Source organism: Candidatus Aenigmatarchaeota archaeon (assembly GCA_016932615.1).
Taxonomy (GTDB): Archaea; Aenigmatarchaeota; Aenigmatarchaeia; order QMZS01; family QMZS01; genus JAFGCN01.
In genome coordinates this window covers 1-12,328 of record JAFGCN010000010.1, presented here as the reverse complement: position 1 = coordinate 12,328, position 12,328 = coordinate 1, and the positions used below count along the sequence as shown (strand labels likewise).

The following is a 12,328-nucleotide window of genomic DNA, read 5'->3' as shown; positions in this document are numbered from 1 at the left end:
CTTATCGGCACACTTACTTAAGCCGCTCCTTTGCCCTTCGAGCCCTGCCGCAAAGCTCGTCCTTCCACTTTTTGAAGATAATCTGCTTTTTTGCAAGGAAGTCTGCTTCATCAGGGGCAATCTGAAGCTTGCCTCTTATCACTGCAACGCTGGTTTCAGATGGCATGGACTGGCCGAGCATGAGAAAGTGGTTCATCACAAGCGGCCAGGTGGAAACATTCTGCCTTATCGAATTCTCGTTCCACTCGAAGTCCGCCAGGTCAAGAAAAGCGTTCCTTATGTAAACGTCTTCCTTGGAAGTAATCTTCTCGATTACAAACCCCAGAAACTCCTTTCTTTCAGTGTCTGGCACGTACATCCCTGCAAGCTTTTCAAGTTTGTCTGTCTCCTCGGGGGGCTTTCGAGTCAAGCTTATATTGACCGAGCCGGTCTCCGAAGTCACAAGGGTCCCCTTGTTCATTATGTTGTCAACAGTTGTCGTGATGTTTTTCTTGTCAATGTCAGAAATGCGGACTTTCTTTTTTACGAAAAGAGAGCCAAGCTTCACGCATAAGTCCTTAAAACCCATAAGAGTATTAGAAGTATTTCTATACACAGAGAAAGTTCCTGTGCATAATAGCAGGAATTGACTATCTATTGATTAATCCCTGCACCCGCAATCCTACTATATACCTTAAATCCGAAGTTATTATAGATGTCCATCCTCAGGAATATCTCGAGTTTTGTTAAAGATGCGCGTGTCGAGGAGTCGCTATCAGCCATCCTGAAGCAAAAGCTTAAGGCAGAAAAGGGGCTAAGGGCCATTCCAAAGAATTATTTCTATGTAACCCACGCTGCAAACCCGGCAAAGTTCTACTGGGAGCAAAAGCACAGCCAGGTCGAAAAGACCGACAAGGTGAACCGAAAGCTCCTGCTTGGAAAGCGGCTCGAAAGAATTGCAAACTCCTGGTTTCGCTCCCTTCCTGATTTTTCCGTAGAAGAAGGCGTTCTTGACGGAGTTTGGGTGGATATTCCAGGAGTCAGGGGCAGCGTGGACTACCGCATTGGCGAGTCCATAGTCGAATTCAAGACAAAAGACGCGCTCCCCGAAGGCGCTGAAACGATACTTGAAAAGTACCCCCAGGACCTGGAGCAGCTCTGCTTCTATTCCATTCTCCACCCCGACAACCCAAAAGAAAATTACCTCGTATTCATGAACAACACGAAGCCCTACCAACTAAGGGCATTCAAAATAACTATCCTTGACCACGGGCGCATCAAGACGCTCCTAAAAGGGCGGCTGGGTTTGCTGAAAAAAGCAATTGCCGAAGACAATTCCTCGATGCTTGGCCGGTGCAGGTATTACGAAAGCGGCTGCGAATACTGCGACGAGGGAATATGCGAGTGCTCAAAGCGCGAGCCACTTTCCACAGACAGCCTGAGAAAAGCAGTTGAAATTTCCTTTGATGAGAAGTTTACAAGCGAACTTGAAAAGGCCAAAAACGCCCAAAAAGACGGAAGCACGTTTTCGATAAGGGACGTAATTGCGCCAAGAAAGGCCTACCTTGCCCATAAAGACCTTGAAGACTCCTCAAACTGGACATCTGACCCAAGAAAAGAAGAATACCTGGCATCCCTGGGAAATGTGATACGAAAGCTCTCCCTAAACCCGACAAACGAGGAAATCAGGGAAGTGGCTGGGCAGATGAAGGAAAAGCGGCTTAGAATCCCTCAGAAGTGGATGAAGCTCAAAAGTTCGGGGAAGGAAAACGGGGAAATCGTGCCCTACCTCGTAAAGGTTAGCTCTGTCAAGGACAAAAAGCAGGCAACAAGGCCTGGAGATTACCACCTGACCGAGCTTGCCATAACCTGCGCTGCCTACGGAAAATCCCGGGGCATGATATTTGCAATCTACCCTGAAATGGGCGACTCTATCAGGGCGTATGAAGTTACGTTCAACAACATAAACGGGGTGCTGAAATACGCCCGCTCAATACTGGACAGCCTCGAAAAGGCGATTAAAACCGAAGACCTGTCCCTCCTCCACCCTTGCCCGCAGTTCATGAGCGACGGTGGAAAATGCCCTCTTCTCGAACAGTGCAGCAAGGACCTTCTGAGGGGCTGCGTGGCAACAGAAAGCGCCATCGCCGACCTACAGGCAACCTAAACAATCCGAAGCGGCCGTCCACAGTTTGCCATTTATATACCTCCTGCCAGTTAGCTTATGAAAAGCAAAAACTATCTAGGATTAGTAATTTCAATGGCTCTGATGTTCTCAGTAGTTTCCCTGGCCCTTGCCGAATGCCCAAAAAATCCACTCACAGGCGAGTGCTGGAAGACAGGAATTGACTTTGAAAACCCGGGATTACCTTCTATTGCTGGCGGTGGCTCAACTTTTCAATGGCCTGACACAACCCCTAGTTGCCCAACCTGCCTTGAAAAACCAAAGTGCGTGCAAAGAGGAAACTCCTGCTGCCTTGGCGATTCCTGCCAAAGCATAAACATCGACTGTGCATCCGGCTACCATGCAGAATATTACGGCTGCGGTGAAAGCTGCAACCCCCAGGCAAGATGCGTTCCAGACCCGGAAACCTGCGCACAGGAAGGCGAGTCTGTCCCGGTCGTTCCGGGAGCGCCCGAGTGCTGCGCCGGCCTGTCAAAAATCAGCTGCACCCAGCCGGACTCTGAAGGAAACTGCCCGGAGTTCTGTGTAGGGGCAAGCATTTGCGCCAACTGCGGAAACGGTGTCTGCGGACTTGGCGAGAACAAGTGCAACTGCCCTGAAGACTGCACAGATACACCTGCATGCGCAGAAGAGGGGGAGCACTTCTCGATGGTATTCTCTGAATACCCGGACCACTGCTGCCCGGGGCTTACCGAATGGATGAGCGGGATGGACACGAGAAAGGTCGTCGACGGCGTATGCGTTGAAACCGGACTTGCGGCAGGCTCACCAGTCGGAACATGCATAAACTGCGGGAATGGCATATGCGAAAGCATTGAAAATGTCTGCAACTGCCCGCAGGATTGCGGTGAAACAGAATGCGCGGAGAATGGGGAAATTGTCTATGGCATTGTCTCCTTTGGCCCGACCGAATGCTGCGGCCCGACCGCGGGAATAAAGCCAAATGCGTTTCTCGACCCGGTTAACGGATACTGCATGGCACCAAATGACGGGTCAAGAGGGACTTGTGTTGAGGGCTGGGACGTCTCGTGCGGAAACGGAGTATGCGGCGCAGGCGAAGACAAGTGCAATTGCCCTGCTGACTGCCCGGCAAGCGAGTGCGTGCCGCAGGGAGGCGTGACCTATTACGGTGAGGAGAACTGCTGCCCAGGGCTTACTGCAATCAGCAATGACTTCCCGGACCCCGCCACAGGTGTCTGCACAGGCGGAACCGATGACAGCAGAAGGTACTGCGAGTATTGCGGTGACGGAATCTGCGCCTCTCTATTTGACTGCGCTCCAGGCATGGACTGTGGAACAAGCTATGAAAACAAGTGCAACTGTCCGGAGGATTGCGGAGAGACTGAATGCCTGACTGAAGGGCAAACCTGGGGAGCGGCGGTAACGCCCTACAGCCCGGAGCCAATTCCTTGCTGTGGAGGACTTCAGGCACTGAGCTTAACTCTCGACCCTTCGAACAACTGCAGGCCAAAAGTCGGGTGGACTGGCTATGTCTGCACTACAAAATGCGGAAACGGGGTCTGTGATGGAAAAGAAAACAAGTGCAACTGCCCTGCAGACTGCACCTCTAAGGTAGAGTGCCCTGCGCCAAAAACCCTCAGGCCAGGGACCAGTTGTGCCCAATACAGGGTTTATGCCAAAAACCCCACTACAGGAAAGTGCTGCTTTTACGGAAACCCGTGCAGCGCTCCTTCTGGCTGGACCACCCACACATCCCTCAGCAGCTGCCAAGCCACTAGCTCAGCCCTATCACTTGACAACGTGTTTGGCATAATCAGCAGCATAAGAGCCAGCATAGTGAAACCAACCGCAACATACACGCAGCCATTTTTAATCCTGCCGTTTACGGGAACCAACTAGACTGCCAAGGGCACTTCTTTGATTTTTTTGATTTTTCCTCTGCTCTGCCAATCTCTCCAGGATAAAAGCTAAAACAAGACCAGATTCCACCTGAAGACAACAAAGGCGATAAAGGCCAGAAGCACAATAAACCCCAGCAGAGCCAGGACAAGTATCCAGGTCTTTCTTTCTTCGGGCTTTAATTTTTCCCATTTTTTCCGGTTCTTTTTCCACTCGTCCCTGTGGCCAAGGCCTACTATCGTAAAGATTATGCCCATCAGGAGAAGCGCGTAGCTTGAGGAGAATATCGCCAGAGGAAGCCCCACCGCAAGCCAGACAATGCCCATTATGAAAAAAGAGTAGTAGTCCGGCGGGGAGTTGTCCTTCCTTCTGAAAATGACTGCTGCAACTGCAAGAACCGCCAGAAGTGTCAGAATTGCCACCAAAAGCCAGGGTACTTCTGCCATAACTGTATGGCTTCGCGGGGTATATATTGCAGATTATTGGCGGAGAACTTACAAGCCAGCAGAAGGCAAATCCAGAACGGCAACAAATCAAATCAGGCCCCACTCAAAAAGATAGAAAGACGCGATGCCGATAATAGCCATAGCCAGCACAATCAGCCGTGCATAGAAAATCTCCCTCTTCTCCTCGGCAGTTAGCCGCTTTCCCTTTTTTGGAATGTAAATCCACTGGCTTCTCTTTGAGGCGCCTATTCCTATAAGAACCACTCCCAGGAGGGTCAGGAGCAGGTCAGAAGCAGCCATGCCCAGGGGAATCCACAGGAGGCCTACAAGAAAAAGAGTATGGTAGTCCGGCCTCGATTTCCTGCCCCACTTGAGAACCACCGTAGCAAAACCCATCAGAGCCACAAGTGAAATTACTGAAATGAAAAAAACCATGCCCGACCCCATAATCTAGAACGAAGGTATTGTATATATTGCTAGCAAAACAAAAGAGCTTATGAGGAGCTTCCTTGTTCAGGGAATTCTTGCGGGAATCTCGATGTTTGCGGTTATGATGGCGTTCGGCTTTATCAGTTCGGCAGCTTTTCCGGAACTCGCTCTGGAATACCAAAACGAAGCCATTTTCAGGCCTTTGTCAGACCCCGCAATGTACTACATGTACCTGCACCCCCTTCTCATGGGCTTTCTACTCGCCTTTGTCTGGAATTACGGCAGGGGCTTTATCAAAGGCAAAAGTACTCTGAAGAAAGGCGCAAAGTTTGGCCTTGCCATCTGGGCAATATTCGGCATCCCGGGAATGCTTATGACACTAAGCACATTCAATGTCTCATCAGCCCTGGTTTTGAGCTGGACTGTAAGCGTTCTTGCCCAGTATCTGGCGGGAGGGATTGTCTTGTCCCGGCTTGACAAGCAAAAAATATAGCTTAAAAAGCATACTAGTCCTATTATGCCAGCCCCAAAGGGGAAGGGAATTTTAGCCGTGGGGGGAGTTATTGTTGACCTCATCATGCATTCCCCGGACCAGTTCCGGGTCGTTAACGGAAACCTTTGCTTTCCTTTTGACTCCAAGCTTCAGGTCGAGGAGTTTACTTTTGACATCGGGGGCTCTGCCCATAATGTCGCCGCAAACGCTTCGTCCTTGGGCAGCAAGACCTACATTCTTGCCTGCATCGGAGATGAGCCGTATGGAGAAATGGCAATTCAAAACCTCAAGACCTACAATGTAGACACAAAATACGTTTCCAAGGTAAAGGACATGACCGGGATGTCCGTTGTCCTCATACACGAGGGCGAAAAGACAATTCTTACCTACAGAGGCGCAAATGATTATTTGGGTGAGGAAAAGCTAAACTCAAAAATACTAAATGGAATCGGAACAGTTGTGATTACAAGCATGATAAGCCCGGAGAATGTTCGCATCACCAAGCGGCTCGTGGACGAGGCGCAAAAAAGAAAAATAGAGATAGTCGCAAACCCAAGCATCAGCATGGTAAACCATCAGCCGGAAGCCCTGAAATACGTCATGAAAAAGAGCCAGGTGATTATAATGAACGGAAAGGAAGCACAGAAGATTACTGGCTGCAACAGCCCGCAGGCCGCCCTTGAAAAGCTAAAGTCCTACGGGGCAAAGACGATAATTGTCACGCTTGATGTAAGGGGCTGCATTGTCTATGATGAGGAAGCGGCCTTTCACGTGCCTGCCTTCAAGGTGAAAGTTGTGGACACCACCGGGGGAGGGGACAGCTTCACCGCTGGCTTTGTTCATGCAAAGGCCAGGGGATTTAACACGCTCGAAGCGGTCAGGTTTGCGGGCGCAGTTGCGGCGCTGAACATTTTGACTCCTGGGGCAAGCACCGACCTTCCTACAGAGAAAGAAGCTATCAAATATATGAAAAACGCAAAGTATAACTATGTCCGCTGAACTCAATAAAAAGAAGGCTATCTTTCTTAAGGCAAGAAAGAAGGGCGTGGCAGTCGGAGCATTCAATTTTTCTGAAGTTTCACAGCTCAAAGGCATTATCGCTGCCGGCAAAAAAACCGGCCAACCCTTCATTGTCCAGACCTCAGAAGCTGAAAGCAGGTATCTGGGGCTTGATTACTCCTATGCCCTGAAGACTGCAGCCGAAAAAGAGCTTGGCTGCCCCCTGATTATAAACCAGGACCACGGAAAGTCCTTTGAGTACATAAAGGGAGCAGTTGACGCCGGCTACGAAATGGTGCACTTTGACGGCTCGAAGCTGCCATTGGACGAGAACATCAAAATCGCAAAGAAAGTTGTTGCATACGCACACAAAAAAGGAGTCATTGTGGAAGGAGAAGTCGGCTACCTTGGGGGCTCATCCAAAATACACAAGGAAGCCCTGAAAATCCGCCCCGAGGACATGACCCACCCCGAAGAAGCAAAGGGCTTTATAGAAAAAACCGGAGTTGACCTGCTGGCAATAGCAATTGGAAATGTGCATGGCGTCTGCGCCCAGATGCCAAAGCTCGACATAAAGCGGCTCTCAGCCATACACAAGGAGCTAAGGGGTCGCGCCTTCCTGACACTTCATGGCGGATCCGGGATTCCAGCAGGGCAAATCAGAAAGGCGATAAGCGAAGGCATCACCAAAATCAATGTCAACACTGAGCTTCGGTTTGCCTGGAGAAGCGCAGTTGAAAAGAGCATGAAGATAAATGCCGGAGAAGTTGCCCCCCCGATAATCATGCCTTTGGCGGTCGAGGAGGTCAGGAAAGCCGTTGAGGCAAAAATGGCGATGTTTGGCGGGAAGAAGTAAGGGGTCTATTCTAGAGAACAGAAAAAAGCAAATTATGGTTGAGGATTTTTATTTAGGGAAGAAAAAGCAACATAGAGGGCCCTTCAATCCAGACCTGGACCCGGATAGAAACAAGCTTGACCCAAAATATAAGGGCCCGCTTCACCTGCCAGAAACACACCAGTTAGGTCCACCCGAGCTTGAAGTAGATAAACCCTTACTCCCCCATAACAAAGATATGCGCCTGCCACACAAGCGAAGATACTGAACTCTAAACGGGTTAAAAAATCAAAAATCAAAAAATTGCCGGGAAGCTACCTTTTTAGAGGCCTTCCGTCGTAACCTATGCCTGTGGGAGGGCTTTTCGGGTCTGGCCTTCCGTCATAGCCCGGCCGAAGAGGTTCCCTAAAGTCGCACACGTTCACGCCGAGTCCAATTGAGTCCTTATCATTCGATAACCCGATGTTGTAATGGCCTGGCCCAATTCTGTCCATTGAGACTATCTTGGGATTTCCTCCAAGTATGCTCCCAGCTTGTCCGATTACCTGGTTTATTGCTGGTTGACTATATATGCCGAACTCCTTATAGAATATACAATAGGGGCATATTAGATCTTCGCTAGAACTGATTATCTCTCTACCAGACGGGACAACCCCCGAACAAGGGGCTCCCGGAACTGGTCGAACGTATTGCACTGACTTCAACTGTTCCGTCCATAAAGGGGTTACTTAGTTTAAGTATATAAATATCTATCTGCGTAAACTTGGATGACCCGCACGCAGGCATTCAAGACCTGGCGAAAAGGTAACCTGCGGCACTTGGCTTAGCTCCATTGGAATCTTCTTTAGAGGGCTGGATTCACAGCCCCACACTGCACCATAAACCACTCGTTCTGGCTCATCTCTTAATATATCGGTGCCTCCTATTGGCCAGTAACCTAGAGTGTGGGGATTGCAGCCAACTGCTCTGGAAATGCTCATCAGAAGTTCGGGGGCATATCCTCCCGAATCAACCTCCAACTCATGAGGCGTACCTATAATTGTAATCGGCTTTGGGTCGGAGCCATTCTTCAGGTCGCCGCTAATTGCGTAAAACCCAAGCCCACCCCTATAATTCCAATTAGGTGTGCTGCAGGTGACACTACCCGACTTACAGTACTCTTTGGCCAAACCTGCCAGGTCCTCCCAAGTTTTTGGAGGGACAAGTGGCTCTGAAAAATAGCTCCTCCAAGCAACCTCATCAACCCTTCTTTGTGAAATCGATGCCATCTAAATATACTAAACTACTTAACAATAAAAATTGTTTCTTCAGTTTCGCTAAATCTGGACAGGTCTAAACTATCCTTAAAAATATATTCTGTAGAACAATAATCTATATATACTACCATTTACTACTATATTTAGGTGATAAATATGGTAAATGCTCGTGTGGGGGTTGGATTTTGGCCCGGTTTTTTCCGGACGTGATGAGGTGGGACTCGGAGCCAGCGCAACAAATGAGGAGTCCTATAATGGCCTGATTGGTGTAGGGCCTATCGAGCTTGGCGGCTATGTCGGGCCCGGTGTTTACCTTGACTTATACAAAGACTGGGGAGTGAATTTTGGCGCAGGAGTCCTTGCAGGCGCAAACGGCTTTCTGGCCGCCAGCGTAGGTGTTCACAAAGGAAATTTTGGAATTGGCGTGCCAATTCCAGTCTACCCAATTTATGGAGCAGAAGCAACCGCTTTCCTTACGGAAATTGGCATGCCAGAAGAAGCAAAATACCTTGCCCTGGGTGCTCTTACTCTGGGGCTTGCCTATGCCTACAGAGACCAGATAAAGGAAAAGGTTTTTGGCAGAAAACAAGAAAACACCGCTTCCGCCAGCGAAAATCAATAGGTTTCCAAATCAGGGGCTCTTGCTTTTTAGCGGACGGAAATTAAACCCCATCTAGCGTTATCTGCGGTTTCAAGCTTCCGTTATAAATGCAGCAAGTTTTGTAATACGGCCCAGTAACGAAAATAATCTCCAACCCTTTTAAAATAAGGGCACTTGTTTTCCCGGGAACTTCCATGAGCGCTCTTATGAGGTGGCAGTTTCTGATCTATCAAAATCTTGTCCAGATCCCCGAAGCTTTGATATCCTTCCAAGTGACGGGTGCCCTAAAAATCCTATTTATAATCTTAGGGTAATTATGAAAGAAGAGGACATTTGGTACTCTGTAAAAATACGGCCTGGAGTAAGGAGTCCTCCAAGAAGATACCATAGCAACTACTGGTGGGATTTAGAAAAGCCAAGAGGAAGAAAGGTTGCTCCCTGGACGCAAAAAAAGATTAACCAAGTTACGCACGAATTCAAACATGAGGCAGTAAACGCAGTGAATATCCTGAGGGAAGGTGTTTGCTTTGAGGGAGCCAATGTGTACACAGGAAGAATGATGGAACCATTACCCCCGGGTCTAAAACAACTCGATCTGCTTTGTTTGCTTGAACCAACCTATGATCCACTCAAAGGACCTAGTCTGGAAGAAGTACAACCTCTTTCAATCCAGCCCCTCATAAAGGACAGATTCTACAAGCCTCAATTAGTAACAGCCGATATTGAAAAACCCGGTAGCTCCATATACTCAAATTTCGATAAGGAGGTCGTAGAGATCCTTATACCTCGGAGAAGCAGTGACTCCATAGACAAATACCGCCTGCCTCAATGTTCGCCAAGTCTCATTGACCCGGAAAGCATTCAGACCTATAAGTACCAGATTCCGTTCAAATTATTCGATACCGAATAGCAAACGCGCAGTTCCACTCTGGCCGGTTACATCATCTCCGGCGCTTCGATTCTGAGAAGCTTCAGGCACTCCTCAAGCATCGCCTTGGTCTTTTCTACAAGCTTAATCCTGTATCCTTCTTCCGCGCTTCCGATTACCTTGCAGTTCTCGTAAAACTGGGAAAATGTGGTTGCAAGCTCAAAAGCATAATTGCAGATGAGGTTTGGCTTAAGCTCCGAAGCCGCCCTCTGGCAGACCCCGGAAAACTCCATCAGCTTTCTGAGAAGTGCTTTTTCGTATTCTCCCAGGACATACTGCCTCTCATTTGCGAAAGCCGGGGAAGGGCTTTTTTTGGCAAGAATCGAGCCGCACCGGACAGCCATGTACTGAATGTATGGCCCGGTGTTCCCCTCGAACTGAACTGCTTTAGCGGGGTTGAAATCGACTCCCCGGTTCCTGTCGACCTTCAGAAGGTCGTACTTGAGCGCGCCAATCCCGATTTTTCTCGACAGCTCGTCAAGCTTTTCCCCCTCTAGAAGGGGGTGCCTTTTCCTGACCTCTTCTCCTGCCTTCTCGATGACTTCATCAACAACCTCGTCAAGAAGGATGAATTCGCCAGACCTTGAGCTCATTTTCGAGCCCTGAAGTGTGATAAGCCCATAAGACATGTGCCTGCACTTGTCCGCAAAACCGTAGCCCAAAAGCTCAAGCAGCTTGAAAAGCTGCTGGAAGTGCAGGTTCTGCTCCGAGCCAACGACCCAGACGCACTCGTCAAGCCCAAGTGACTCAAAGCGGTGAACCGTCAGGGCAAGGTCGGAAGTTATATATAGCCCCGTCCCATCAGACCTGATAAGAACCGTGTTTGGAAGCCCTGACTTTTCGAGGTTTGCAACAAGAGTCCTTTCATCCGAAACAAATGCAAGGCCTTTTTTTTCAAGGTCTCTAGCCATCCCCTTCCCTTTTTCCCTAAAGTCGCTTTCATAGAAGTAAGTGTCAAACTTCACCCCAAGGTTTCGGTAAGTTTCCTCAAAGCCCCGGGTTGCCTTTTCGAGGACGAACTTTCTGTCGGTTTCCAGGGCGGGGTCCTTTCCCTCAAGCCGGTTCAAAAGCACTTGGATTTCCCCTTCCCATTCGGGGTGCTCCTTCAAGTCTTTATGAAGCTCCACATAGAGCCGGGCAAGCTCGTGGTCGGGCTTGCCGCCTTCCTTAAAGCCATATTTTTGCACCGCAAAAAGGACTTTGGCAAACTGCTTTCCAAGGTCATTGTAATAGTTTGCCCTTATGGCGGTTTTCCCGCACGCTGAAAGAATCTCGCATATCGAGTCCCCAAGAAGCGTCGTCCGGGAGTTTCCTATGTGCATCGCCTTGCACGGGTTAGGGTTTGAAAATTCCACAAGCACTTTTTCTCCGGAAGCCGCCCGCTTTTCCGGGGCAACGACAGATTCAAAGAGCTTAGAGTAATCCAGGAAAAAATTCACGTAACCGCCCTTGCTCTCCACTCTTTCGACAAACTCGGGCAGGTCTCCTGAACTCTTTGATGCAATCCCCTCTGCAATCTCGGCCGGGCTTTTCCCGCTTGCTTTGGACGCTGCAAAGGCAATATTGCAGGAAAGGTCTCCAAATTTGCCTGGAAACTGGAAGTTCTCCCTCAAGGATCCGGGAAAGTCAGGTTTCAGCTTCAAAACCAGGGAATCGATTATTGAGCCAATCATAATAAGCTAAGTTAGTAAAAATATGGTAAGAACTACGCAACTCTCCAGTGATAGAGAGAAGGAATTTTAACGGCAAAAAGCCATAGGCAATCAAATACCTGCCCTAGCATCATCCCTTCTCAAAAGCCGCTGCTGGGTGTGCGGCTGGGCGCCATGATTCTGGCTTGCCAACTGTTCTTCCAAAACCCTCCTGATCTTTGTCCTTATGAAGTCGGACCTGGAAGAGTAAAACCCCTGCGCAACAAGCTCATCTATCTTCTTTACGAGTTTCTCCGGTAACCTAACTTGAACTACTTCCATATAATAACTATAAGTAAAATATATAAAGCCATTACAATTGGATTTTTTGAGGAATACGTGCATATTCTAAGCCGTTTATATCTTATGAGTATCTAAAAATAATAACCTAAATATACGAAACAATTACATTACGCTTACAATCTGAAAAGAGAATATATAAAATCAAAGTGTAGTAAATTCAAGAGTCAGAAACTAAAGATTAAAGGGGCAACCCGAATCTTTTGGCAAAACTCTAAAAAAATATGCAAAACAAAAACATTTTGGAAATGGCAGCGCTAGTACTAGTGATACAGGTATCCCTAGGGTTGACTCTGGCATGCGAAGGCAGTGGATGCAACATGCTT

At 48.6% G+C, this 12,328-nt stretch carries 15 protein-coding genes; 8 read left to right on the top strand and 7 right to left on the bottom strand.

Annotated features, from left to right (window positions below):
• Positions 1-13: 13 nt before the first annotated feature.
• Positions 14-568, bottom strand: coding sequence for a hypothetical protein (locus tag JW727_03225; protein MBN2095035.1), 555 nt, complete (start codon positions 566-568; stop codon positions 14-16).
• 126 nt (positions 569-694) lie between these two features.
• Here JW727_03225 and JW727_03220 point away from each other — a divergent pair, with 126 nt between their 5' ends.
• Together JW727_03220 and JW727_03215 are read left to right on the top strand one after the other, a co-directional pair.
• Positions 695-2,146 carry a hypothetical protein gene (locus tag JW727_03220; protein MBN2095034.1) on the top strand — a complete coding sequence of 484 codons (1,452 nt, stop codon included), beginning with the start codon at positions 695-697 and terminating at the stop codon, positions 2,144-2,146.
• Positions 2,147-2,203: 57 nt separating this feature from the next.
• A complete protein-coding gene (locus JW727_03215; GenBank protein ID MBN2095033.1) occupies positions 2,204-4,024 on the top strand; it encodes a hypothetical protein in 1,821 nt (606 codons plus the stop codon).
• Between the two features lie 68 nt (positions 4,025-4,092).
• On the opposite strand, the gene JW727_03210 is transcribed toward JW727_03215, so the two are convergent.
• A complete protein-coding gene (locus JW727_03210) occupies positions 4,093-4,470 on the bottom strand; it encodes a hypothetical protein (protein ID MBN2095032.1) in 378 nt (125 codons plus the stop codon).
• Positions 4,471-4,557: 87 nt separating this feature from the next.
• Complete coding sequence (locus tag JW727_03205; protein MBN2095031.1) at positions 4,558-4,905, bottom strand: hypothetical protein; 348 nt, start codon at positions 4,903-4,905, stop codon at positions 4,558-4,560.
• Positions 4,906-4,966: 61 nt separating this feature from the next.
• On the opposite strand from JW727_03205, the gene JW727_03200 reads away from it, so the two are divergent.
• Genes JW727_03200 through JW727_03185 form a run of 4 tightly spaced genes read left to right on the top strand, consistent with a single transcriptional unit; the run spans position 4,967 to position 7,494 of the window.
• On the top strand, positions 4,967-5,392 hold the full coding sequence (locus JW727_03200) for a hypothetical protein (GenBank protein ID MBN2095030.1): 426 nt from the start codon (positions 4,967-4,969) through the stop codon (positions 5,390-5,392).
• Between the two features lie 24 nt (positions 5,393-5,416).
• A complete protein-coding gene (locus JW727_03195) occupies positions 5,417-6,391 on the top strand; it encodes a carbohydrate kinase family protein (GenBank protein MBN2095029.1) in 975 nt (324 codons plus the stop codon).
• Entirely contained in the window at positions 6,381-7,247 is an 867-nt protein-coding gene (locus JW727_03190) for a class II fructose-bisphosphate aldolase (protein MBN2095028.1), read from the top strand. The genes JW727_03195 and JW727_03190 overlap by 11 nt, the downstream gene beginning before the upstream one ends.
• 34 nt (positions 7,248-7,281) lie before the next feature.
• Positions 7,282-7,494 carry a hypothetical protein gene (locus tag JW727_03185; GenBank protein MBN2095027.1) on the top strand — a complete coding sequence of 71 codons (213 nt, stop codon included), beginning with the start codon at positions 7,282-7,284 and terminating at the stop codon, positions 7,492-7,494.
• A gap of 46 nt (positions 7,495-7,540) precedes the next feature.
• On the opposite strand, the gene JW727_03180 is transcribed toward JW727_03185, so the two are convergent.
• Entirely contained in the window at positions 7,541-7,720 is a 180-nt protein-coding gene (locus JW727_03180) for a hypothetical protein (protein ID MBN2095026.1), read from the bottom strand.
• A gap of 255 nt (positions 7,721-7,975) precedes the next feature.
• A complete protein-coding gene (locus JW727_03175) occupies positions 7,976-8,494 on the bottom strand; it encodes a hypothetical protein (GenBank protein ID MBN2095025.1) in 519 nt (172 codons plus the stop codon).
• Positions 8,495-8,645: 151 nt separating this feature from the next.
• Here JW727_03175 and JW727_03170 point away from each other — a divergent pair, with 151 nt between their 5' ends.
• Together JW727_03170 and JW727_03165 are read left to right on the top strand one after the other, a co-directional pair.
• Positions 8,646-9,104, top strand: coding sequence for a hypothetical protein (locus JW727_03170; protein MBN2095024.1), 459 nt, complete (start codon positions 8,646-8,648; stop codon positions 9,102-9,104).
• 295 nt (positions 9,105-9,399) lie between these two features.
• Positions 9,400-9,993: a hypothetical protein gene (locus JW727_03165; protein ID MBN2095023.1), complete on the top strand. Its 594-nt coding sequence runs from the start codon at positions 9,400-9,402 to the stop codon at positions 9,991-9,993.
• Between the two features lie 26 nt (positions 9,994-10,019).
• Here JW727_03165 and argS read toward each other — a convergent pair whose 3' ends face one another.
• Positions 10,020-11,684: an arginine--tRNA ligase gene (gene argS / locus JW727_03160; protein MBN2095022.1), complete on the bottom strand. Its 1,665-nt coding sequence runs from the start codon at positions 11,682-11,684 to the stop codon at positions 10,020-10,022.
• A 90-nt stretch (positions 11,685-11,774) separates the two neighbouring features.
• On the bottom strand, positions 11,775-11,984 hold the full coding sequence (locus JW727_03155) for a ribbon-helix-helix protein, CopG family (GenBank protein ID MBN2095021.1): 210 nt from the start codon (positions 11,982-11,984) through the stop codon (positions 11,775-11,777).
• Positions 11,985-12,328: the final 344 nt, after the last annotated feature.